Below are 21,685 nucleotides of genomic sequence, written 5' to 3'. Positions count from 1 at the left end.
CCCATGATCAGCCGTATTCTCGACTTCTCCGTTCACCAGCGCTGGCTCGTGGTGCTGCTGTCGCTCCTGGCTGCCGGGTTCGGCGTGTTTTCGCTGACCAAGTTGCCCATCGACGCGGTGCCGGACATCACCAACAACCAGGTGCAGATCAACACGGTCGCACCCTCCTACTCGCCGGTCGATATCGAGAAGCAGGTCACCTACCCGGTCGAGACCGCGCTCGCCGGCATCAAGGGGCTCGAATACACCCGCTCGCTCTCGCGCAACGGCTTCTCACAGGTCACCGCCGTCTTCGCGGAAAAGCTCGACATCTACTTCGCCCGCCAGCAGGTCGGCGAGCGTCTGAGCCAAGCGAAGGCCTCGCTGCCACCCGGGGCCGAGCCGCAGATGGGTCCGATCTCGACAGGTCTGGGCGAGATCTACATGTGGTCGGTGCACTATGCGAAGCCGGGCGAGGGCGCGCCGATCGTCGACGGCAAGCCGGGCTGGCAATCCGACGGCAGCTACCTCACGCCCGAGGGGCAGCGCCTCACGACCGAGTTGGAGCGGTCCGCATATCTCCGCACAATCCAGGACTGGATCATCCGCCTGCAGATCAAGACCGTGCCTGGCGTGGCCGGCGTCGATGGCATCGGCGGCTACGAGAAGCAGTATCACGTCCAGCCCGACCCGATGAAGCTCGCCTCCCTCGACCTGTCCTTCGCCGACGTCGCCCGCGCGCTGGAAGCGAACAACGCCAACCAGGGCGCCCGCTACCTGGAGGAGAATGGCGAGGGCTACGTCGTGCGCGCGGCGGGGCGCCTGGAGAGCATGGAGGAAATCGGCACCGTCGTCGTCACCACCCGCGGCGGCGTGCCCGTCCGGATCAAGGACATAGCTCAGGTCCGGATCGGGCGGGATCTGCGGACCGGCTCGGGCAGCGAGGACGGGCGGGAGGTCGTCATCGGCACCGCCTTGATGCTGATCGGCGAGAACAGCCGCACGGTGGCGGCGGCCGTCGATGCCAAGATGAACGAGATCCGGCGTTCGCTCCCGCCCGGCGTCGCCGTGCAGACCGTGCTCAACCGGACGCTCCTCGTCGAGGCCACGATCAAAACGGTGGCCAAGAACTTGGCCGAGGGGGCGGCCCTGGTCATCGTCATCCTGTTCCTGCTGCTCGGCAACATCCGCGCCGCCATCATCACGGCGCTGGTCATCCCGGTCGCCATGCTGATGACCATGACCGGCATGGTCGAGGCGAGGATCTCGGCGAACCTGATGAGCCTCGGCGCCCTCGACTTCGGCCTCATCGTCGACGGCGCCGTCATCATCACCGAGAATGCGTTGCGCCACCTCGCCGAGAAGCAAGCCGAACTCGGGCGCAAGCTCGACTTGGAGGAGCGGCTCGCCACCGTGCGCGCATCGGCCGAGGAGATGATCAAGCCGTCCCTGTTCGGGCAGGCGATCATCATCCTCGTCTACGTGCCCCTCCTGACCTTCACGGGCGTCGAGGGCAAGATGTTCGAGCCGATGGCGCTGACCGTCATTATCGCGCTGGTCTCCGCCTTCGTCCTGTCCCTCACCTTCGTCCCGGCGATGATCGCCATCGTGATCACCGGCAAGGTGACCGAGAAGGACAACCTCATCATTCGGGCCTTCAAGGCCGCCTACCGTCCTGCCTTGGGTGCAGCGGTGCGGGCCCCGCTGGTGTTCATCTCCGCCGCGCTTCTGCTGCTCGCCGGCGCCGGGGTGCTGTTCACCCGGCTCGGTGCGGAGTTCATCCCGACGCTCGACGAGAAGAGCATCGCGATGAACGCGCTGCGGATCCCCTCGACCTCGCTGTCGCAGTCGCAGGCGATGCAACTCAAGATCGAGCAGGCCGTGAGTAAGTTCCCGCAGGTGGCCTACGTCTTCTCGAAGACGGGCACGGCCGAGGTCGCTTCCGACCCGATGCCGCAGAACTCCTCCGACACCTTCGTGATCCTCAAACCGCAGGAGGAGTGGCCGGACCCGGAGCTGTCCAAGGCCGAGCTCCAGGAGCAGATCGAGAAAGCGGTTGGAGGCTTGGCTGGCAACGTTCTGGAGTTTTCGCAGCCGATCCAGCTGCGCTTCAACGAGCTCCTGGCCGGCACCCGCGGCGATCTCGCCGTCAAGGTGTTCGGCGAGGAGTTCGAGCCGATGACGAGGGTGGCGAACCAGATCGCCGCGATCCTGCGTGGCACGCCAGGCGCCGAAGACGTCAAGGTCGAGCAGACCGCGGGCCTGCCGTTCCTGGAGATCAAGATCGACAAGATCGGAGCAGCGCGTCTTGGCCTGAGCACGTCGGCCATCCAGGAGGTCATCGGTGCAGCCATCGGCGGCAAGGAGGCCGGCATGGTGTTCGAGGGCGATCGGCGCTTCCCCATCGTCGTGCGCTTGACGGACAAGGTGCGCGAGGACCGCGAGGCTCTGGAAAACCTGCCCGTATCTCTCCCCCCTGGACCGAATGGGCGCGCCGCGTCGGTGCTTCTGAAGCAGGTCGCAAGTTTCACCGTCTCCGAGGGACCAAACCAGATCAGCCGGGAAAACGGCAAGCGCCGTGTCGTGGTCACCGCCAACGTACGCGGCCGGGACATCGGTTCGCTCGTGGCGGAGGCGCAGGCAAAGGTCGGGAGCGAGGTGCAATTGCCCTCGGGCTACAGCGTGAGCTGGGGCGGCCAGTTCGAGAACCTCGCCTCGGCTCGGCAGCGCCTGATGATCGTGGTGCCGGTGTGCTTCTTCCTGATCTTCCTGCTGTTGTACTCGGCGCTGGGCTCGCCGCGGGACGCGCTGCTGGTGTTCAGCGCGGTGCCACTGGCGCTGACCGGCGGCATCGCGGCGCTCTGGCTGAGGGGGATGCCATTCTCGGTCCCCGCCGCGGTCGGGTTCATAGCCCTGTCGGGGGTCGCAGTCCTGAACGGCCTCGTGATGCTGACCTTCATCAAGCAGCTCATCGCGGAAGGGCGGCCGAAGGCGGAGGCGATCTACGAGGGCGCGATGACCCGGCTGCGGCCGGTGGCGATGACGGCGCTGGTGGCATCCCTCGGCTTCGTGCCGATGGCGCTGGCCACCGAGACCGGGGCGGAGATCCAGCGGCCCCTGGCGACCGTGGTCATCGGCGGCCTGATCAGCGCAACCCTGCTCACGCTCCTCGTCCTGCCGGCCCTCTACGCCCGGTTCGGCGGCGTGCAGACCCCGACGGCTCCTCGACGGGAAGAGGACGCGGGAGCCGTCCGCCGGCCGCTCCGGCAGGCAGCCGAATAGCCCGGCCGGCGCATCGTCGGGCAGCGAAGATTGGCAGGACCGGCAACACCGAGGTGGACCATGGCGATAGCGCCTCGACTCCTGCTCCCGACGGCACTCCTCTGGGCTGGCGCCGTCTCAGGGGCACCGGCGGGAGATGCACCCTTCGGTCTCGCATGGGGGCCGCTCACATCCGTGCCCCGCCCATCCATGGCGGATCGCGAGGGGAACGTCACGGCCCTGTTCTACGTCCACGGCCAGCCCCCGGCGTCCGGGTCCGACACCCAGCAAATCGTCCTCGAGGTCTGTCAGGAGGAGGGTCTGCAGCAGGTCATCTGGCTCAGCCGGCCTTTCGCGGAGGCCGAGATCCCGTCGGCCTATGCAGCCATCTATCGGGAGGGGGTTCGACGTTACGGCGCGCCGCGGGACGACAGGCCGACGCAAGCGGTCGTTTGGCCGACGGGGCGGACGCTTCTGGCGATCCGCCTCGTCGCGGGCGGCGGGAAACGCATCATCATGATTGCCTCGGGCGAACTCTACGAGAAGTGCTCGCTGGAGCACGAGGCCGCGACCGGCCATCCCGCCACCGTCCACACCGCCGACCTACTCGAGGCCCGGGAACGGGGCACAGCGCCATGACCGCGCGCTGGCCGGAGCTCATCCGTGTCCGGCCGGAACTGTCCTGCAACCCTGGAGCGAAGGGGAGTTTCGATGCGAAGAACACTGATAATGGCCCTCGGCATCGCGGTCGCGACATCCGCGCAGGCGCAGTCGACGGCCAAGATCGTCGGCATCGGTGCCCAGACCTGCGCTGAATTTAACGAGGAGATCGGTTCGACCCAAGCAGCCGAGCTGTACTTCTTTGCTTGGGCACAAGGATTCATGAGCGGCGTTCTCATTCGTGCGCCCGCAGGTTTGGACGAAGGCTTGGATCTGACACCACGCTCTTTTCCGCTTCAGGCGCAAGTAGATTTTCTGCGCACGTTTTGCGCCCAGAACCCAGATCAAGACTACATGGATGCCGTCAGGGCTCTCTACCGGCGCTTGCGCGGGCCCGGCATTTAGATGCGAACCTCTCCAGGCAACGTCGGCTCGCGAGGGCTGAGGATCATGGGCATGGCTGGAAGGCTGCCGAGCCCGCGTCTGCCCCTCAGGCTTTGACTGGTCCGTCAAGGAGGCAAGCCGCCCCTTGTCGGATCGGCTTAACCAAGGAAATCTCATGGTGATCGGCTTGACGAGGCTTGTGTGTGTAACTGGATTGGCTGCAACACTTGCCAATTGCAGCCGTATTCCCGATGTTCCCGGCTTCGCGACAGTGCCGTTCATCCTTCAGCTTTCCTCTGGAGAGCACTTGAGGGGTAACGTGACGAGCCGGCTGCTGAGGCGCTACTTCTTTGTCACCGACGGGCGGATGAACTGCAGCGGCACCTTTCACCCGTCTGGGGCGGAGACGCAGGCGTCAGCGACCCTGCATTGCTCGAACGGTCAGCGCGGCGTCGGACCAGCCGCTGGGACGAGTTCGTTCGCCGGGGCCGGGACATTCCGAATGGACGACGGCAGCGACGCCATATTTCAGTACGGGGACGCCATCCGCCATGAATGACAGCGGGAACTCGACCTACTTGGCTGATGCGGTGTTGCACTTGCGCGCAACCGTCGAGTGAGCACCCGAAACCTGCTGACTCACGTCTCGCCCTACGATCATGTCAACGATCTCTGATTTGGCGTGCGCACGCCCGACGGCTCTGAAGATCAGCCTAGCGGCTTCGTGCCGGCACCGATGTCCCGCGCATCCTGCGGGGCGAAGCACACCGGGTAGTTCGGGGCGCTGGAGCAGACCCCTGGTCGCCGGTCCACCCCTTCTTCCCCTCACCTCCAACCTCGGCGAGCCCACTCCCATGTCGTCGCTCCGATCCTCACCGGCCTCGTTCCTCCTACCCCGGGTCGGCGGGACGCTCCTGATCTTAGCCTTGCCGGCCTGCGCGATCTCCTTGCCGGTCTCCCAGCCAGCCGAGGGCCCGCCCGGCGCTGCAGGGCACGATCCAAAGCAGAGCGCGCCCTTGTCACTTCCGGGATTGGACCAGGAGGACTGGCGCAGGGCCCATGGCGTTCTCGGCCTCGCCCTGGAGCCGAGTGGCAACGGCCTGCGCGTGCGATGGGACAACCCGGCCACCGGCCGCAAGGGCAGCATCGCGCCGGCCGCCCTGCCGATCGTGCGCGAGGGTCGGATCTGCCGCGCCTTCCTGGCGACCGTCGAGGAGGCGCGGCGCACCGCCCAGGTTCGCGGCATGGCCTGCCAGCAAGCCGGCGACGACTGGGAGGTGACGGAGCTCGCGCGCTGAGGCGAGCATCGGACGGCCATCTCGATGGCCGGGCAGACCGCTGGGGAGACCGCCGGGTCGGACCCCTCACCGCTGGCCGCGCGCCACCTCGGGCCGCCCCGGCGCGCCAGCCGCCGTCCGCCGCTCCAAGAGGGCGGTGCGCCCGAGGTCGAGGAGGCGCCGGCCATTCACCAGGAACAGGATGGCGGCCAGTCCCAGATAGATCCAGGCGAGCGTGGTCAGCGTCGCGACCGTGCGCGCCTCGTCGTTCCGGTAGGCGAAGGCCAGCGCGACCTGCACGCCGAACAGGGCCGCCAAGGCCAGGGCCGACCAGAGGCCGAGCCGCAGACGCAGGAGCAGCGCCAAGGCGAACAGCGACTGTGCCGCGGTCAGGAAGAACTCCTCGCCCTGGCGCGCGTCGAGCGGCAGGGAAGACATCGAACCCGCGCCGACGCTCAGGGCCAGCGGCAGCATGCCGACGAGCAGCGTCCACTGGTTGATCTTGTCGCTGACGAGGGCGCCGAGCCCGTTCGCGGCGCGCCCCGCGACCACGAACAGGATCGCGACAGTGACGGCCGGAGCCTCGCTCGCCAGCGGCGCCAACCACTGGATCAGGAGGAACTCGTTGAGGCCCAGCAGCCGGCCCGAACGCACCATGGCCTCGGCGAACGGCTCGGCTGAGGCGAGGATGATCACGCAGGCGACGAGCGTCAGTGCAGCCATGACGGCCCACTGCGTCCGCAGCGGCAGCGTGTTCAGGGCCGCGGCGGGGCCGGGCTCTTCGTCCTCGTCCCCCTCCGCCCCAGGCGCGCCGCGCACGCGCCAGACATAGGCCCCGAAGAGCGCGGCCAGGATGGCAAAATCGAGGAGCGTGATGTTGTCCTTGAGGACGATGACGAAGGCGTAGAGGCTCGCCGCGAGCAGGAAGGCGACCTCGACCGCGTTGCCGCGTGACAAGTCCAGCGCCCGCCCGCCGCCGCGCGCCCAGTGGATCACCACCAACAGCGGCCAACCCACACCGACGAGGAGCCGGTTCGCCCCGGTCATGTTGGCGGCGGCATAATGGACGTACTGCGACCCGGGCCCCGCCTTGCCGGCTTGATAGGCGTAGTAGAGATCGACCGCGTACTCGGGCAGCACGGTCACCAGGGCGACGACGGCGATGATCAGGCCCTGCGAAATGTGCCGCTCGGCCGCCTCGGCCCCCCACGAGAGCAGAAAGCCGGCCGACAGGATCGCGAGACCGTAGGCCGCAGTCTCGCCGAGGGCCCCGATCGTCGCGCCGGTCAGACGAAACGCGAGCGCCGGTATCGCCGCCAGCACCGCGACCACCACCAGCATTAGGAAACGTCGCATCCAGGGCCTCCGTCAGGATGGTGGGCGGGCCGGCTCAGGGCTGGCGGGAGTTGCCGGAGCTGAGGGCGCGGGGGTGAACACGGTGAGGGCCCGCGGCAGGACCTCGAACAGTGCCGGCGTCGTCGTCGTGATCTCGCCGTCCGTGTTGACCGGCAGCGGCGGCTCGGTGCGGATATGGATGGGGTCGAGGCTGCAGAAGGCCCGCACGCCCGGCAGCCCGCGCTGGCGTCCGCCCCGTAGGAAGAGCAGCACGGGAAGCAGCCACCAGCGTCGGTGCGCCTCCAGGCTGTAGAAATCGAGGCAGCCGTCGTCGATCTGCGCCGCCTCGTACACCGACATCCCCCCGCCGTAGAAGACGCCGTTGCCCACCGCGATCTGCCGGACCGACATCCGCTCGGAGAGCGGCCCGCAGCGCACCTCGGCTACGAAAGGCTTGGCATGGATCAGGGCTTGGGCAGCGGCGATGGGATAGCCGAAGCGCCCCCAGCGCCGCTTCAGCGGCGCGGTGAGTCGGCGCGTGAGCTCGACGCTCAAGCCCAGGCTGGCCACATTCGCGAACAGGTGTCCGTTGACCCGGCCAAGGTCGATCCGTCGGCAGTGGCCCGCCTGGATCACCCCGGCCGCCGCCGGCGGATCGGTCGGGATGCCGAGCGTGCGGGCCAGATCGTTGGCCGTGCCCAGGGGCAGGATGCCGAGCGGCAGCTTAGCGGCCAACGCGCCCTCCAGGACCGCGTTGACGCTCCCGTCCCCGCCGCCGACCACGATGCCCTCCACGGCACCGGCGAGGTCTTGGATCACGCGGGTCACATCTTCCTGTCCGCCCATGGGCCGGCGCACCAGCGCCATACCTCCGGCCTCGAGGCGCCGGACCGCTGCCTCGGCCGCGTCCGCGCTCCCGCTCCGGCTTCGCGGGTTCAGGAGCAGAAGGGCACTCCGAGGCGGTCGCGGCGATGCTCTCGCTTCCCCCGTCCCGTGCCCCTCGGCGCGGTCGCCGCTGGGATCCGACATCAGGTCCGCGCCGCGCGCACGGATGGGACCGATGCTGACGCGCCAACGGTCCGAATGTCCGAAAGCTCGATGCAGGTGGGCTGATGATGCGGCCGGGCTGAGCCACGCATCGTTCGTTCTCCTTGACGTGCCGCGCTGAGCTGATAACTCAAACACATGTTCAAATGTTTCATGGACGCGCGATGACGTTGGTCCTGGACGAGGAGCAGGCGACCGAACTCGCCGAGATTTTCCGCCTGCTCGGCGACGCGAACCGCCTGCGGATTGCCGTGGTCTGCCTCGATGGCCCTCTGTGCGTAGGCGACATCGCCCGTCGCGTGGACCTGTCAACGTCGCTCGTCAGCCATCACCTGCGCCTCTTGCGCGCGGCGCGGTTCGTGCGCTCGCAGAAGCGGGGCAAGCAGGTGTTCTACGGGACCACCGATGCGCATGTGCGTTGCGTGATCACGGACATGGTCGCGCATGTCAGCGGACAAAGCTGTCTGGGCGTGGTGGAGGGCGAGGATGCTCCTTGAGCAGCCTGATCCGCGCCCGGCGACGCCCATGGAGAACAGGGTATCGTCTCGGATCCGGCACAGCCCCGCGCTCGGAGCGGCGGCACGACGTGCGGGCGGTCCTCGGGACATTCTCAAACCGGCGAGGGATCATGGGTTCGTACTGGGGCATCTGGGGGGACGTACCCAATCACGTCGTGCGACTCGCCCTCGCCTTCGCCTTCGCGTTTCCGCTCGGATAGAACCGCGAGCGCGAGGCACGCAGCGCCGGACTGCGCACCTTTCCCATCGTCGCCATCGCCAGTTGCGGGCTCATCCTGCTCGCCAGCGAGCTCCTCGGCGCGCGCACGCCGGAGCAGGCGCGCATCCTCCAGGGACTCATCACCGGCATCGGCTTCATCGGCGGCGGCGCTATCCTGAAAGGCGGCGACAACGTGCACGGCACCGCGACCGCGGCGAGCCTGTGGAACGTGGGCGTGATCGGGGCGGCCGTCGGCTTTGGCTACTACGATCTCGGGCTCATCCTCGCCCTCTGCAACTTCCTGGTCCTCGCGCTCTTGACGCCCCTGAAGCACAGTCCTGGGGCCGCCGCGCCCGGGGACCAAGGCGCGCTCGGCGAGCCGACGCGAGCCCAGGCCGCCGCGGGCGAGGCCGGGCGAGCCGACTGACGGCACCCCGGCATCGAGGCTCAGCGCGGACCGGCCCGGGCGCGCCTGCCGAGCCCAGATGCGGTAGGTGTCGCCGAAGGTTTCGGGATGGCGGGCCTCGAAGCCGTGCCACGCCGTCGGCGACCGCGCCGCGGCCGGATCCGAGAGCTCGGCCGGGATACGCCCTCTCAATCCAAGGAGTGTTCGAGCTCAAGGCCGAGCAATTCCAGCCCGCAAGCATCCGGTATCGCGCCGATCCTGGGCAGCGTGAAACGGTGCTCCTCAACGTGGAAGGTCAGGTCGCAGCATTCCGACAGGGTCCAGAAGTCCCAGGCGGCCCTGAGCAGCATGCCGAGGTCCGGATGCGCCGCGGCATCGGTCATGACGGTACGCCGCCCCGCCCGCACGCCGGTCGGGATCGGCGCGAGCGCATGCTCCGCAACCAGGCTGTGCCCCGCGACCACGCTGGCGCGCGCAATCTCGCTGTAGAGGCCGAGGAACAGCAGGCCGCTTGGGCCGGCCCCGGTTCAAGGCGACGCAGCCAAGCACGTCGAGGGCCCCGGGTTCTTAGGAGCGGGTCGCGAGCACCAACCAGGCCTAGCGCTCGGCCAGGTCGAGGCGACCGGCATTCAGGGTCTCGGCGCCCGCTGCAGCGCCGGCAGCGCCGCCGACGGGGCTGCGCCCGACAAATTCCGGGCTTGTCGCAAACTCGGGTTCGGGCCGCAGAAGGAGCCGCCCGCCCTCGATTTCACGCTTTGTTCGCGAGCGGAAGACCAAAGCAGGTGGCGAGCAGCTGGTTCTGCTCCCGAACGGTCCACGCGCCAGCGAACCCGAAGCCCTTGCGCAGCCAGAGCATCGCCTCGAAGCCGCAGATCGTGCGCCGCGCCGTGTTGAACGACCGGAACCCGCCCACCCGCGGCATCGCCCGCTTCACTCGGAAGTGGTCGCTCTCGATCCCCTGCTGCAGGTGCTTGGTGACGTAGTGGGTGGGCGTGCGCGGCAGCAGCCCCTCCTTGCAGCTCTCTGCGATGGCTGACGGGTACGGACCGGCGCCATCGGTGCCGATCCGGTCAGGCGCGAGAAGCGGTTGATCCTGCAGCATCTTGCGGAAGAAGCGCTTAGCGGCATCCAGATCGCGGTTGGCGGTGAGCAGGAAGTCGACCGCCTCGCCGTGCTTGTCGATGGCCCGGTACAGGTAGCGCCACTGGCCCCGCACCTTGATGTAGGTCTCGTCGACGCGCACGGACCCGCAATGCGGCTTGCGGAACCGGCGCAGGCGGCGTTCGATGGCCGGGGCGTAGGCGAGCACCCAGCGGTTGATGGTGGAGTGGTCGACCGTGAGGCCCCGTTCGAGGAGCATCTCCTCGATGTCGCGATAGCTGAGCGAGTAGCGCAGGTACCAGGTGACGGCCTGGACGATCAGGGTGGCTTCGAAGTGCCGGCCCCGGAAGTCGCCGCGGGCCTCTCTCTTCAGCTTGAGGGCGAGGGCGTTGAGGAACATGGGCCGGCTCCGAGGCAGAGCGGCAAGCTGGGCAGGGATGGTTACCGACCCGTAAACGGGGGTCCGTTCGCGTTTGCGACAGGCCCCTCGCGCTTACATGAGCTTGCACCGCATACAGCAAACGGCTTGCCGTAAACGGTAAACTGCGCGGCAAGGCCTGATTGAACGGGAAAGCTGGCCCCAAATTGGCTTCCAGCTTGGGTTTTTGTGGGAACACCGGCCCCAAATTTCCGGGATCTCCGGGCCGAACGGTCGCCTAGAGCACGGTTTGACCTCGGCCGCGCGCCGATCAAGTGTCTGATTGAGGGCCTGAACGGCCACGGGAAAGCTAGCCCCAGATTTACCGTGGCCGCGTCGCGGGCCAAGCTCATCCGCCAGATCGGCACCCCGTCGCTTGCGGGATTCACAGTCGCGGAGCGGCTGCATCATCACCCCACTGCGCTCAGCGCGGTGACAAAGCCTCTCAGGAGGCTTGTGAGCGGCTTTCGGAGCCTCTGCCGTCACGCTGTCGGTTCTGCCGCCCCAAACGCTTCCTGAGGTCGCTCAGGTGGATTTTGCCACCCGCACACTCGGAGAGCCCATCTTTGGTCGCCGTGAGGCGACCACCATCTGGAATCGAGCCGCCGGAGGCGGCTTCCGTATTGGGCGGGGGAGCGGGTTTTCGCGTAGCGAAAAGGGGCGGGGTCTGTGCTTGCACAGACGGAACCGGAGATGCACAGCCTGTCCACGGGCTTGTTCAAGGGTCAGATTCTGTGGGTTCGCTCCACAGGCCTGCGTCTCTTTAGGTCTCTTTAAGATATCTATATAAGAAGTCTTTATAAAAATTCCTGTTTGTCTGCAGTGGGTTAGGCCATAAATTTGGGGCTAGTATTCCGGTAAATTGGGGCCGGACTTCCCGAATTTGGGGCCGGACTTCCGTAATTTTGGGGCTGCACTTCCGGTGGCACCCCGTGTTATCCACAGCCCTAAGGCTGCCCTTAGGAGTGGGCGGCAACGGCGGATTTCTGCGGAAATTTGGGGCCGCTGTTCCCGCACGCACATTTGGTCGTCTTCCGGCACCCAAACACCATAAAACAGGGCACAGGAAGGCCGTTCTGGACCTGAATTTGGGGCTGGCTTTCCGGTGTGAGGCGAGCAGAGACAGACACTTAGCAGACAGATCCCCTGCCCCGGTATGACCGGCCGCACGACCGGCCGGACCAATTCTGGGGCCGCCTTTCCGGCCTGCTGTCAATAATTGCAGGGGTTTAGCGGCACGCATCAGCACGTAGGTTGCCAGCGTCCAGTGCGCGGTCTGTCCGGAATTTGGGGCTGCACTTCCGGACCGCAGCAAGGGAATTCAGACGCTTAGGCGGTCAGCTGTGCCGCCGCCTGCCCTGCGGCCTTGGCCAGATCCATCTCCAGCTGGGTCGGCGCAGCGTGGGTGTAGTGGTAGCGGCGCGACTTCTTCCAGCCCGAGCCGGTGATCTCCTCGCGCCACTCCTTCAGGCCGCCGGCAGCGACCATGTCGTTGAAGGCCTGCCGGCAGTCCTTGCGGAACTGGGCGCGGGTCGCGCTGGTCTCTTTGTCCGACCACAGATCCCGGCCGGCGAGCTGCGCCAGGCGCTCCTCGTCGATCCAGGCGAAGGCTGGCTGACTGTCGATGAACGGCCAGAACGTTTTGGCGTGGTCGCCCTTGAGGCGGAACTGCACGTCGGCGTTGATGCTGACCAGGTGCGCCTTCTCGATCATCTGCAGCACGCTCGGGCCGTAGCGGACCGTGACGCTGCTATCGAGCTGCGCGCCCTCCCAGCTGACCTCGGTGATCAGCGGCGCGGCGCTGCCACGGCTGTCAGGCAGGGCGCCGATCGAACGGGTCTTCTTGATCTTGTCGAGCTCGTCGAGGGAGCGGCCCTCGTGGATCAGCACGCTGACCTGCTGGATCTCCTGGAACACGTGCACGAGGCTCAGGAGGTTGTTGACGTGCTCGGTGCGGCCCATCACGCGGATCAGCTCGCGCCAGCTCGTGCGCGTCTCGTAGTAGGTCCGCATGGGCGGAATGAACGTGCCCGGCCGGTAGTCCGGGTTGGGCATGGAGACCTTTTCGCGCTTCAGGCGAAACAGGGCGTAGATCGCATCGCGGTGCTGGCTGCCCAGCTCGCGCCCCCTCACCTCGACGACCGAGTAGCCCGGCACCTCGTAGACGCGGGTGAAATTGCTGTCGGTGATCAGGTTGACCTTGCGCGGCACGAAGGCCGAGGTCCGCGCCAGGCGGTCCGGCATCACTGCCGGGTTGCGCCGGCCGCGCCGGTTCTTGAGCGTCCGCTCGCGGCGCGCGAGGCGCTGCTGTTCTTCAGGCGTGAGCGGGCGTCCGGTGGTCATGGCTGCGACTCAAGCTAGGGCATGACAGGAACAGTGGCACCAAAATTCGGGAACAGCAGCCCCAAATTTCTGCTCACTGTTGCAGCCCGTATGCAGACGGTCGCCAATTCTGACGGTTTACGGCTTACGGTTTACCGCAAGCCGCATACCGCCCTTCACTTCTCGGAAAACTCCGCCAGCGAGGGCTGGCCGTACTTGGCCAGGACCATGTCGAGGCCTTCGCGCAGGTAGCTGTTCAGGTCGCGGTCGTGCTCGATGCACATCAGGCGCAGGCGCTTGCTGGCAGCCGGCGGCACGTAGACCGTGAGCTTGGCCTCCTGCGACTTACCCGGGCGGGCGGCCGCCGCGGACGGGTGCTGTACGACCTCGGCGGTGTCCTGGGCAGCGGGCTGGCTGTGACCGCCAAGGGCGATTTCAAGCGACGCGGGTTTCTTGGCCATGCTGTTTTCCTTCCATGCGGTTGAGCGCCCACTGCAGCAGCTCGCGCACTTCGGCGGCGGCCTTGCTGGTGGTGTCGCGTTCGGTGACCCCCTGCCCTGTCGCCAGCGCGTCCATGTGGTCGGCGCGCATCGCGAGCGGTGTGTTCGCCACCGCGCCGGACAGCTGCAGGACGCGGAACGCATCGCTGGTCCGGATCGAGCGGCCAGGCGGGCACTGGTTGAGGACGTAGGAGAACGGTTTGCCGAGGCGGGTGATGCTGCGCACGGTCGGCGCGGCAGCCTCGATGTCGGCGATGCTCGGCCGCGCTGGGATCAGGCACAGGTTGGCCACCTGGATCGCCGCGGTGGCTGCCGGTGTATCGACGCCGGGCGTGTCGATGATCACGAGCTGGACTCCCTGTTTCTTCAGGAGCCCCATCGCGGCCTCAAGCTGACCGGCCTGGAGGGCGTTGACCTCCGGGCCGCCGGTCCCTTCCCGGCGCTCATACCAGTTCTTGGCGGTGCCCTGCGGGTCGAGGTCGATGATCGAGGTCTTGATCCCCCGCTCCTCGGCCGCGACGGCCAGAGAGACGGCCAGGCTGCTTTTTCCGGTGCCGCCCTTCTGGGTGACAAATGCGATGACGTTCATGGCGGCATCCTTTCGGGGGCGAGCCTAAACGGCAAGCGGTTAACAGCAAGCTGCACGCGGTATGCGGCAAGCGGTGTGCCTTATGCCGCACACGGCACGCGGCATGCCGTTTACGGCAAAACTTGCGATGACGCCAGCTCATCTCAGCGCCGATAGGAGAAGGACGCCCGCATTGCGCTGATCTCGCCATTTGCCGCAAACGGCATAAGGTAACGCTGCTGGAACAATATGTTGTTGGCTCAGGCGGCGGTAACCAACGCCGGCAGCCTCGGCCGCAGCGCTTGCGGCATACCGCATGCCGTAAGCGGTAGTGCTACTCGTACTCGATGCCTGCCTGGGTGACGAAGTTGTTCCAGAGTCGTTCGGCAGCCTGCTCAGGCGTAACCTTCTCGTCGCGAGAGCGTCCTAGCCCGTCGATCATGGCGTTCAGGAACAGGTTGTAGTCGTCTGCCTCGACGCTCATCCAGCCGTTCGACGTACCAGCCTCGGCATGCGGCTGGTAGACAAAGGACAGGTCACCGACCTGCATGCGGCCGCCGCGCGCCTGCCGGACTGTGATGTGCGCCTCGCCGTTGCGCATCAGGGCGCGGTTGACCACCGTACAGGTGAACGCGTTCGGGCCCATAAGCTCGAACCGAGCGCGGATCTGGTCACTGGCCTCGTGCAGCTCGGCGCAGGCGTTCTGGAAGTAGGTCTGGATCGTCCGGAAAGCGGCCTCGGCATATTCGGCCTTCTGGATCGCATCGAACTGCTGCTTGACCCGCACGCGCCGCGCCGTGCCGAGCGCCGTTACGCCAGTGCCCTCGGCCCCCACGTCCGGTCCGGGGGAGGGGGTGGCCGCCAGCGCCCGGCGGATACCCTCCACGGCATTGAGGTAGGCGGTGTTCTCGTTTGTCCACTCGGACACCGGCTTGCCGTCCTTGGGCAGGACGAGGATCTGGCTAAATGGCGAGTTGAGCCAATCGCACGGTTCGAGGATCACGGCCAAGATGCGCAGGCGACCCTCCGCCTGCAGCTGCAGCGCCCGCTGGAATTCCTTTTCGTAGCAGTAGTTCGAGGCCAGGTAGTCCGGGCTGACCAGCGCGATGAACAGGCTGCTCTGAGCCAGCGCCGCACTGATCGTCTGGCCGACGTTGTCGCCAGGGATGATCGCATGATCCGACCAGGCCTGCAGGCTGCCGTCGCGCCGCAGCATGACGAGGTGCTTGTGCAGGCGCTCCAGGCGCTTCTCGTCGGCGTGGGCGTAGGAGATGAAGGCGTTGTTCGGCATCGGGCACAGTGCCTCCGGGCGTGATCGGCTTGCGCTGCTCTCCCTTTGGCGACCTTGGCAGCTCAGCAGGCCAATGGCCAGGCTGGGCATTCGTTCCATCTTTGTTCAATGTCATCGTTTACGGCGAACGGCTTACCGTAAACCGTGAACGGCATGCGGTAACGTGACCGTATCCGCAGAAACCTGCCGTTCCGGCGGGCATCTGCAGAGACTCGCTAAGCCGCTCCGGTGTACCGAGGATCCAGCAGCCTGTCAGAGCAGGCTTGATTGGTAACATATACGGTACTATAGTGAATGGAGATCAGGGTGTTTCTGGACGCCCGCGGAGGGAGTCCGTTCGCCAGCTGGTTCGATGATCTGGACGCCCAGGCGGCGGCCAAGGTCACGGTGGCGCTGACGCGGATGGAGCGCGGCAACCTCGCGAACGCCAAGGCGGTCGGGGGAGGGGTTCAGGAGTTCCGGATCGACTGGGGTCCTGGTTACCGGCTGTATTTCGGGCGGGACGGGGACACGCTGATCATCCTGCTGTGTGGCGGCACCAAGCGCCGGCAGCAGGACGACATCGCTGAGGCGCAGGCGCACTGGGCGGAGTACAAACGACGGAAAAAGGAGGAGGGGTGATGGCCCTGACCCGCAGCTTCAAGGACACCGTGAAGGCGCGCGCCGAGAGCGACCCGGCGTTCCGCGATGCCCTGCTGACTGAGGCGGTGGACCAGTTTCTGGCCGGCGACCTCGACACCGGCAAGGCGGTGCTCCGCGACTACATCAACGCGACGATCGGCTTTGAGCGCTTGGCCGCAGAGACCGGAAGCTCGTCCAAGAGCCTGATGCGCATGCTGAGCCCGACCGGCAACCCCACAGCCAGCAACCTGTTCAGTGTCCTGAGCACCGTCCAGAAGGCAGCCGGTGTGCACTTGGCTGTCGCGACAGGCCGCTGAGTCAATTTAGGATTAATAAATTCAACCTACGGCATTCAGCCCAAGCCCATTGCAAGCACCTTACCAAGCGCTCGCACCTAAGCTAGGCTGTGCAAATGCTTTTGAAAGTTGAAACAGTTGAGGAAATTGGGCGGTTTAAAACGCTCAAGCATCAAGCACCTCATTTCGGCAGTCTGACAGCTGTTTTTGCACGTAACGGGCTTGGAAAAAGCACGCTTTGTTCGATTATTCGCTCTGCTGCCGAGCAAGACGCTCGCCTGATTGCTGCCCGCAAACGTTTGGGCGCAACAAAGGAGCCATCTGCGCACCTTCAGTGGCATACGCACGGCGCAGTGACCTATTCAGTAGGCAAGTGGAACTCCTGTCCCGGCCCAGTACACGTTTTTGATGCTGAGTTTGTCCGTCGCAATCTGCATGTCGGCGAAAGCGTAACGCGGGATAACAAGCGAAGCCTTATACCTATTGTCCTCGGCGAAGAAGGTGTAAAGCTGGCGGACAAAATATCACAACTCGACAGCGAACAGCGCGATCTCGCGGCCAAGATTAGTACTGTTGAGAGAGCTATTAAACGAGCTTGTCCCGTCGTCACAGACATAAAGGCGTTCGTCCAGAGAAGTGTGCCGGACGATATCGGCTGCATAATTGATCGCGCACGCAAATCACTGGAACTGGCCAAGAACTCCGTATCCGTAAAACTAAAGCAAGCGCCTTCGCCGCTGCCAACGCCTGACATCGATGGCATTTGCGCTCTATCGGCCGAAACAATTGAAACGCTCAGCGCAAGAGCAGAATCAGTCCTGCAAGATCATATAAATGCGCATGCTATGGAGCTGCAGGGCACACGCTGGCTCAAGTTTGGCATTGAGCACATGCAGGAAGATAAATGCCCATTCTGCACACAGGATACATCTAAAGTTGATATGGTATCGCTTTTTAAAGAATACTTCAGCGAAGAATATTCGGCATTTCTGAAAAGGATCGATTTAGCCTACGATTTGTTTGCTGAAACGTACGGATTGAAAGGAGAAAAAATCGCTGATTTTATTGCTAAGACGAACTCAGATCTTGCGTTCTGGAGTAATGTTTGCGACCTAGGTGAAATCCCAGAATTGTCCGCACAGGATCTGCATGCGGTCCAACATTCCGTTCAGGCATTGGAAGCTCAACTCGCCGCAAAGAAGGCCAGTCCTCTCAGTGTGCTCACGATCAATAATCTCGCGGAGATCGTGGATGGATTTGCGAAACTCGCTAGTTATCAATCTCTATTATTAACCTGCATCGACATAATTTCTGCGGCTCGAAGCAATACCGCAGATCTTGACGTCAAGCGTGCACAAGAGGCGTACGACAAAAACGACGCTCTACGCCTCAAAACGTTGCCCCCTCTCGTCGCAGAAGTCGCAGATTGGACAGCTTATACCAGCAGGCGGGCTGAGATTGAGACAGAGAAGAAAGCGGCTCAGGAGGCATTACGAACCTATACGGCCGCAACCATCACTCAGAAGCAAAGCCTGATCAATGACCTTCTTGAAAGCTTCGGGACTAGATTTCAAATCAGCCAAACGAAGACAAATTTCATAGGGCGCGAGGCCAATGTTCACTTCTGCATATCGATTGGTGACCACCACGTTGATGTTGGGGAGCGACAAGAGGATAAACCCTGCTTTACAACGGTTCTGAGCGCAGGCGACAAATCAACGTTGGCGTTCAGCTTCTTTTTGCTACAGGTGAGGGAGAGCGCCTCATTTTCAGCCGCGACAATTATTCTTGATGACCCCTTCAGTAGTCAGGACTTGGATCGTCAGTGGGAGACGACAAGCCAAATCCGTGCGCTGGCTAGGGACGCCTGCCAAGTCATCGTACTTTCCCACGATCCGCGCTTTTTAGCTTTAATCGAGAAGAACTCGCGCGGCCAATGCAGCTCCTTCCAATTAAACTGCACGGATGAGGGCAGAGGATCCATTTCGAGCTGGAGCTCAACTGACGAACTGAAGGATCTCTATGTTAGACAGGCGGAACGCATTCGTGAATATGCGCGCTGCGGTCACTTTCTACAGGGTGTCACGGCCGAGTCTCTTATCAAAGATCTGCGGCCATTTCTAGAAGACTACATGCGCGCGAGATTTCCCGGCCGCTTTGCCCCACTCGTGATGCTGGATGATATGGCGAGGCAAGTCGAGGACGCCGGGAGTACAGATCCCATGTATGGGAGGGTTTCTGATCTTCGTGCTATCAATGAGTACAGCAGGGATAATATGCATGGCGGAGGCTCTCTGCCCAATCCCGCTGCGTTGCGTTCGCAATGCAAAAAGGTCGCCTCAATAATAGGGGCGTACTGACATCATCTATCGAGCCGTGTCCGAGCGGTGTATGGACCTAGTGCACAGACGCCGACGAAAGCACCACGTGCTTGCCTGCTAACGTGCTAACAGCGCTTCGAAAATCGCGTTGCTTCGTGTACGTTTTGTCGGCGTCAGAGCACTAGGAACAGATCGCCACGAGCTTTGCGCAGCCGATAGGTCAGCCAGCGTTGTCTCAGATGTTCTTCGCGATCGTGAAGGATGTGGCACCGCTGGCAGAGCGCCTTGAGGTTTGCCGGCACGTTGTTGCTCGGGTCGTGATCGAGATGAGCACAGGCCAGATACACCCGGGTAGTATAGCGTTCGGTGCCCTCCGGTAGAGCTTCGGGCGGCGCCAGCTTCAGCTTACGGCCCTTGCCACTGCGCCAGGTCTGCGCGGCTTCATCCCACCAGCGGCCGTCGCCCAAGTGGCAAACCAGCTGACCGTGCGGACGGCCGCAGCCTTCGCAGCAGCTCTTGGCCCGCTCGAAGCGGATCACCTGCGAGAGCTGCGCCCAGTCGATCGGATAGAAGAAGCGGTTTTCCGGGCGGATCGGCATCGGCTTAGCCTTTCGCCGCCTGGCTGCGCGTCCGCGCCTGTGGGAAGTAGGTGTAGAAAGTCATCCGGCTGACCCCGAGGCGCTTGGCGATCTCAGCGATCGAGATGTTGCCAGCCGCGAGCAGGGCACGCCCCACCTCCAGATCCCCCTCGGACAGCGCCTTGCGCCGGCCGCCCTTGCGACCGCGGGCGACAGCGGCCTTGAGGCCTTCCATTGTGCGCTCACGGTTAAGGTCGAGGAAATATTCGGCCATGGCACCGTGCATCTGCAGGGCGAAGCGCCCGTGGGCCGTCGCGCTGTCGAACTGCTCGGTGAGTGAGCGGAAGTGGATCTCCTTCAGCCGCAGGCCGTCGATCGTGCGCATCATCTCGACGAGGGAGCGGCCAAGGCGGTCGAGCTTCCAGACCACCAACACGTCGGTCGGGCGCAGGTAGGCGAGGGCAGCCTCAAACTCCGGCCGCTTGGTGCCGGCCTTGCCGCTCTTTTTCTCCTCGAAGATTTTTTCGCAGCCGGCCTTCAGCAGGGCATCGCGCTGCAGGTTCAGGTTCTGGTCGAGGGTGGACACACGCGCGTAGCCGACAAGCATGTCAGGATAGTCCCATAGGGACGTTTTTCTGACAATAGTTTTCCTTACATACTTTCCTTACACAAACGGGGCTGTTTGAGGAGGCCAGAGGTGGGTCCGGCAGCACTGTAAGGAAAACGATCGATTTATCTACATGCGCGGCAGTGGGATTTGGAACGTTCTATGCGGTCAAGCATAATGGGATCGCCGTTTAGATGGGCCTAACGAGCCGACGCTGAACACGCATCAGCCCGATGAGGGACAGGATCGTAAATCCGGCTCCGGCAAGGAAGGTCATGGTGGGCTCGTACGAGTCCCAGACTGCACCGGCAACTACGCTGGATATAAGCATCGCGAGACCCCCGACGAGGTTTGTAAAAACCTGGACTTGATTAGACAGACAGTGTCAGCTTCACTTCCCTTCAGCCCGACCGAGAATGGCTTGGCGTGCGGTCACGCCCTCAAGCCCTGCGCCTGCGGCGCACCGCTTCGCGGCTTCGCGGCTTCGCGGCCCGACCGCCTGACCGAACCAAGCCAGAGGTTTTCGGGCCGAAAATGGCTTGCAGTAGGGGCACTACTCTCCCCTCGATCGCGCCTCAACCTGACACTGTCCGACAGATCAAGTCCTGACTTTCACACCTGCTTGCCCTTTACTCCAAGGTGTAGGGGCTCGGATGTTGTCATGGTCATTCCTCGCGAACTCCACCTACACCCGCTCAAAACGTCTCAGTCTTCCGCCCAAAGACGCAGCAGGTTGGCGCTGCACTTCGAGAGAAAGTCGAAGGCACCCGTCTTGCCCTCTCGGGTGAACAGATCGCGGCGCAACGTTTCCAGGTCGAACAAGATCTCGCGGTTCTCCGCACTGCGCACGTAGCTACGCGCCCAGCCCACCGCCGCAACCCGCATCCCACTCTCGACCGGCGCGACGCGGTGCAGGGTGGTCGAAGGGTAGATCACCATCGAGACGGCCGATAGCTTGAAGGGCTGCTCGCCAGCGCTCGTCTCGATGACCAACTCGCCCCTACGTAGCTCTCGGGCTCGGCCAGGAAGAGCGTGAAGGACACGTCGGTGCGCATACCCTGCATCAAGGCGTCGTCGACGTGGGTGCCGTACTGCTTCCCCTCGTCGTAGCATGTGTGCTGACTTCCTTGAAATGCATTTGGGCACCTCTGAAACTATACCCGAAACTGACGCGGTGTCGTTCCGGTCCTTGAGCAAGTAATCCCGCACCAACAGACGCCATCGCCCTCTGAAAGCCCCTTGACTCTGTACCATGGTACGGACCGTAGGGTGATGGAGTGGTTACGATGACGGGAACGGCGATGAGGGATCTAACCATTGGGAAAGCGGCCCGGGACGCCGGCGTAGGCGTAGAGACCATCCGCTTCTACGAGCGTAAGGGCTTGATCGAGCAGCCAGCCAAGGGGGCCGGATACCGGACTTACGCACCTGAGGTGGTCGCCCGCATCCGCTTCATACGGCAGGCCCAGGGGATCGGGTTCTCCCTGAAGGAGACGCGGGAGCTCCTGGCCCTGCGCGCCAACCCGAACGCCGACTGCGCGGAGGTGCGCGCCCAGGCCGAGCATAAGATCGCCGTGGTGGACGAGAGGATCGCCGAGCTGCTGCGGGTCCGCGCAGCATTGGAGGCGGTCGTCGCCTCCTGCCCCGGGCACGGCGGCCTGGAGGGATGCACCATCCTGGAAGCCCTGGAAGATCCGAAGCACGGACCAGTGCCGTGCGGATGCGACGAACCGAGAGAGGACACCACCATGAAGACCGTCACCCTGAAGGTCGTGGGCCTGCGATGCGCGTCCTGCGCCGCCTCGGTCGGCTCGCTGCTGGACGCCCATGCCGGCGTCCGCAGCGTCGACGTCTCGTTCGAGGAGGGACGCGCCCGCGTTCTCTACGACCCCGCGACCACCAGCGAGGACCGCCTCGTCGCGCTGATCGAGAAGCGCGGCTTTCGCGTCGTGGCGCGCGACCCGGCCTGATCTGCTCATCCGACGTGGTCTGGAGA

At 64.4% G+C, this 21,685-nt stretch carries 21 protein-coding genes and 1 pseudogene; 11 read left to right on the top strand and 11 right to left on the bottom strand.

Going from position 1 to position 21,685, the window contains the following annotated elements; all coding sequences use genetic code 11:
- The first annotated feature begins 3 nt into the window (after positions 1 to 3).
- From HPY23_RS24975 to HPY23_RS24955, 5 genes are all read left to right on the top strand, one after another.
- On the top strand, positions 4 to 3,261 hold the full coding sequence (locus HPY23_RS24975; protein WP_099957673.1) for an efflux RND transporter permease subunit: 3,258 nt from the start codon (positions 4 to 6) through the stop codon (positions 3,259 to 3,261).
- A gap of 189 nt (positions 3,262 to 3,450) precedes the next feature.
- On the top strand, positions 3,451 to 3,879 hold the full coding sequence (locus tag HPY23_RS24970; protein WP_236012843.1) for a threonyl-trna synthetase: 429 nt from the start codon (positions 3,451 to 3,453) through the stop codon (positions 3,877 to 3,879).
- Positions 3,880 to 3,969: 90 nt separating this feature from the next.
- Complete coding sequence (locus HPY23_RS24965) at positions 3,970 to 4,305, top strand: hypothetical protein (RefSeq protein ID WP_236012844.1); 336 nt, start codon at positions 3,970 to 3,972, stop codon at positions 4,303 to 4,305.
- A 154-nt stretch (positions 4,306 to 4,459) separates the two neighbouring features.
- Positions 4,460 to 4,843 carry a hypothetical protein gene (locus HPY23_RS24960; protein WP_123834609.1) on the top strand — a complete coding sequence of 128 codons (384 nt, stop codon included), beginning with the start codon at positions 4,460 to 4,462 and terminating at the stop codon, positions 4,841 to 4,843.
- Between the two features lie 457 nt (positions 4,844 to 5,300).
- A complete protein-coding gene (locus tag HPY23_RS24955; protein WP_164712608.1) occupies positions 5,301 to 5,582 on the top strand; it encodes an RT0821/Lpp0805 family surface protein in 282 nt (93 codons plus the stop codon).
- 66 nt (positions 5,583 to 5,648) lie between these two features.
- Here the strand turns inward: HPY23_RS24955 and HPY23_RS24950 are convergent, their stop codons facing one another.
- A complete protein-coding gene (locus HPY23_RS24950) occupies positions 5,649 to 6,917 on the bottom strand; it encodes a sodium:proton exchanger (RefSeq protein WP_099957669.1) in 1,269 nt (422 codons plus the stop codon).
- A gap of 12 nt (positions 6,918 to 6,929) precedes the next feature.
- Positions 6,930 to 7,925: a lipid kinase gene (locus HPY23_RS24945; protein WP_099957668.1), complete on the bottom strand. Its 996-nt coding sequence runs from the start codon at positions 7,923 to 7,925 to the stop codon at positions 6,930 to 6,932.
- 182 nt (positions 7,926 to 8,107) lie between these two features.
- Here HPY23_RS24945 and HPY23_RS24940 point away from each other — a divergent pair, with 182 nt between their 5' ends.
- Both HPY23_RS24940 and HPY23_RS24935 read left to right on the top strand, forming a co-directional pair.
- Complete coding sequence (locus HPY23_RS24940) at positions 8,108 to 8,440, top strand: ArsR/SmtB family transcription factor (RefSeq protein WP_099957667.1); 333 nt, start codon at positions 8,108 to 8,110, stop codon at positions 8,438 to 8,440.
- 233 nt (positions 8,441 to 8,673) lie between these two features.
- A pseudogene (locus HPY23_RS24935) lies at positions 8,674 to 9,087 on the top strand (MgtC/SapB family protein); the annotation flags it as partial.
- Between the two features lie 167 nt (positions 9,088 to 9,254).
- On the opposite strand, the gene HPY23_RS24930 reads toward HPY23_RS24935, so the two are convergent.
- The 6 genes from HPY23_RS24930 to HPY23_RS24905 all read right to left on the bottom strand — a co-directional run bounded on the left by HPY23_RS24930 (position 9,255) and on the right by HPY23_RS24905 (position 15,266).
- On the bottom strand, positions 9,255 to 9,530 hold the full coding sequence (locus HPY23_RS24930) for a hypothetical protein (RefSeq protein WP_099957666.1): 276 nt from the start codon (positions 9,528 to 9,530) through the stop codon (positions 9,255 to 9,257).
- 284 nt (positions 9,531 to 9,814) lie between these two features.
- Complete coding sequence (locus tag HPY23_RS24925) at positions 9,815 to 10,567, bottom strand: IS6 family transposase (protein WP_099957665.1); 753 nt, start codon at positions 10,565 to 10,567, stop codon at positions 9,815 to 9,817.
- Positions 10,568 to 11,914: 1,347 nt separating this feature from the next.
- Complete coding sequence (locus HPY23_RS24920; RefSeq protein WP_007558570.1) at positions 11,915 to 12,928, bottom strand: hypothetical protein; 1,014 nt, start codon at positions 12,926 to 12,928, stop codon at positions 11,915 to 11,917.
- 155 nt (positions 12,929 to 13,083) lie between these two features.
- Complete coding sequence (locus HPY23_RS24915; RefSeq protein ID WP_053611419.1) at positions 13,084 to 13,368, bottom strand: ribbon-helix-helix domain-containing protein; 285 nt, start codon at positions 13,366 to 13,368, stop codon at positions 13,084 to 13,086.
- The gene (locus tag HPY23_RS24910) at positions 13,343 to 13,996 is read right to left on the bottom strand and encodes a ParA family protein (protein ID WP_053611418.1); all 654 of its coding nucleotides are present in this window, start codon (positions 13,994 to 13,996) and stop codon (positions 13,343 to 13,345) included. The genes HPY23_RS24915 and HPY23_RS24910 overlap by 26 nt, the downstream gene beginning before the upstream one ends.
- A 313-nt stretch (positions 13,997 to 14,309) precedes the next feature.
- Positions 14,310 to 15,266 carry a toll/interleukin-1 receptor domain-containing protein gene (locus HPY23_RS24905; RefSeq protein ID WP_053611417.1) on the bottom strand — a complete coding sequence of 319 codons (957 nt, stop codon included), beginning with the start codon at positions 15,264 to 15,266 and terminating at the stop codon, positions 14,310 to 14,312.
- Positions 15,267 to 15,560: 294 nt separating this feature from the next.
- Between HPY23_RS24905 and HPY23_RS24900 the strand changes: the two genes are divergently transcribed.
- The 3 genes from HPY23_RS24900 to HPY23_RS24890 all read left to right on the top strand — a co-directional run bounded on the left by HPY23_RS24900 (position 15,561) and on the right by HPY23_RS24890 (position 18,543).
- On the top strand, positions 15,561 to 15,887 hold the full coding sequence (locus HPY23_RS24900) for a type II toxin-antitoxin system RelE/ParE family toxin (RefSeq protein ID WP_053611416.1): 327 nt from the start codon (positions 15,561 to 15,563) through the stop codon (positions 15,885 to 15,887).
- Positions 15,887 to 16,204: a helix-turn-helix domain-containing transcriptional regulator gene (locus HPY23_RS24895; RefSeq protein WP_053611415.1), complete on the top strand. Its 318-nt coding sequence runs from the start codon at positions 15,887 to 15,889 to the stop codon at positions 16,202 to 16,204. The genes HPY23_RS24900 and HPY23_RS24895 overlap by 1 nt, the downstream gene beginning before the upstream one ends.
- 95 nt (positions 16,205 to 16,299) lie before the next feature.
- Positions 16,300 to 18,543, top strand: a complete 2,244-nt coding sequence (locus HPY23_RS24890) for an AAA family ATPase (protein ID WP_078947397.1) — start codon at positions 16,300 to 16,302, stop codon at positions 18,541 to 18,543.
- A 134-nt stretch (positions 18,544 to 18,677) separates the two neighbouring features.
- On the opposite strand, the gene HPY23_RS24885 is transcribed toward HPY23_RS24890, so the two are convergent.
- From HPY23_RS24885 to HPY23_RS24875, 3 genes are all read right to left on the bottom strand, one after another.
- Positions 18,678 to 19,103, bottom strand: coding sequence for a hypothetical protein (locus tag HPY23_RS24885; RefSeq protein ID WP_053611414.1), 426 nt, complete (start codon positions 19,101 to 19,103; stop codon positions 18,678 to 18,680).
- 4 nt (positions 19,104 to 19,107) lie between these two features.
- A complete protein-coding gene (locus HPY23_RS24880) occupies positions 19,108 to 19,689 on the bottom strand; it encodes a recombinase family protein (protein ID WP_053611413.1) in 582 nt (193 codons plus the stop codon).
- Positions 19,690 to 20,394: 705 nt separating this feature from the next.
- Positions 20,395 to 20,682 carry a 2OG-Fe(II) oxygenase family protein gene (locus tag HPY23_RS24875; protein WP_052517036.1) on the bottom strand — a complete coding sequence of 96 codons (288 nt, stop codon included), beginning with the start codon at positions 20,680 to 20,682 and terminating at the stop codon, positions 20,395 to 20,397.
- Positions 20,683 to 20,975: 293 nt separating this feature from the next.
- Between HPY23_RS24875 and HPY23_RS24870 the strand changes: the two genes are divergently transcribed.
- On the top strand, positions 20,976 to 21,659 hold the full coding sequence (locus HPY23_RS24870; RefSeq protein WP_236012845.1) for a MerR family DNA-binding protein: 684 nt from the start codon (positions 20,976 to 20,978) through the stop codon (positions 21,657 to 21,659).
- Positions 21,660 to 21,685 lie beyond the last annotated feature (26 nt).

This window comes from Methylobacterium ajmalii (genome assembly GCF_016613415.1).
GTDB lineage: Bacteria > Pseudomonadota > Alphaproteobacteria > Rhizobiales > Beijerinckiaceae > Methylobacterium > Methylobacterium ajmalii.
The sequence above is the reverse complement of the archived record's forward strand: the minus strand, read 5'-3'. Positions and strand labels throughout refer to the sequence as shown.

Coding starts and splice junctions, on each gene's coding strand:
- HPY23_RS24940 (WP_099957667.1), top strand. CDS start 8,108: ATGACGTTGGTCCTGGACGAGGAGCAGGCGACCGAACTCGCCGAGATT.
- HPY23_RS24885 (WP_053611414.1), bottom strand. CDS start 19,103: ATGCCGATCCGCCCGGAAAACCGCTTCTTCTATCCGATCGACTGGGCG.
- HPY23_RS24920 (WP_007558570.1), bottom strand. CDS start 12,928: ATGACCACCGGACGCCCGCTCACGCCTGAAGAACAGCAGCGCCTCGCG.
- HPY23_RS24905 (WP_053611417.1), bottom strand. CDS start 15,266: ATGCCGAACAACGCCTTCATCTCCTACGCCCACGCCGACGAGAAGCGC.
- HPY23_RS24950 (WP_099957669.1), bottom strand. CDS start 6,917: ATGCGACGTTTCCTAATGCTGGTGGTGGTCGCGGTGCTGGCGGCGATA.
- HPY23_RS24900 (WP_053611416.1), top strand. CDS start 15,561: ATGGAGATCAGGGTGTTTCTGGACGCCCGCGGAGGGAGTCCGTTCGCC.
- HPY23_RS24975 (WP_099957673.1), top strand. CDS start 4: ATGATCAGCCGTATTCTCGACTTCTCCGTTCACCAGCGCTGGCTCGTG.
- HPY23_RS24970 (WP_236012843.1), top strand. CDS start 3,451: ATGGCGGATCGCGAGGGGAACGTCACGGCCCTGTTCTACGTCCACGGC.
- HPY23_RS24965 (WP_236012844.1), top strand. CDS start 3,970: ATGGCCCTCGGCATCGCGGTCGCGACATCCGCGCAGGCGCAGTCGACG.
- HPY23_RS24870 (WP_236012845.1), top strand. CDS start 20,976: ATGACGGGAACGGCGATGAGGGATCTAACCATTGGGAAAGCGGCCCGG.
- HPY23_RS24880 (WP_053611413.1), bottom strand. CDS start 19,689: ATGCTTGTCGGCTACGCGCGTGTGTCCACCCTCGACCAGAACCTGAAC.
- HPY23_RS24895 (WP_053611415.1), top strand. CDS start 15,887: ATGGCCCTGACCCGCAGCTTCAAGGACACCGTGAAGGCGCGCGCCGAG.
- HPY23_RS24915 (WP_053611419.1), bottom strand. CDS start 13,368: ATGGCCAAGAAACCCGCGTCGCTTGAAATCGCCCTTGGCGGTCACAGC.
- HPY23_RS24960 (WP_123834609.1), top strand. CDS start 4,460: ATGGTGATCGGCTTGACGAGGCTTGTGTGTGTAACTGGATTGGCTGCA.
- HPY23_RS24910 (WP_053611418.1), bottom strand. CDS start 13,996: ATGAACGTCATCGCATTTGTCACCCAGAAGGGCGGCACCGGAAAAAGC.
- HPY23_RS24890 (WP_078947397.1), top strand. CDS start 16,300: ATGCTTTTGAAAGTTGAAACAGTTGAGGAAATTGGGCGGTTTAAAACG.
- HPY23_RS24945 (WP_099957668.1), bottom strand. CDS start 7,925: ATGTCGGATCCCAGCGGCGACCGCGCCGAGGGGCACGGGACGGGGGAA.
- HPY23_RS24925 (WP_099957665.1), bottom strand. CDS start 10,567: ATGTTCCTCAACGCCCTCGCCCTCAAGCTGAAGAGAGAGGCCCGCGGC.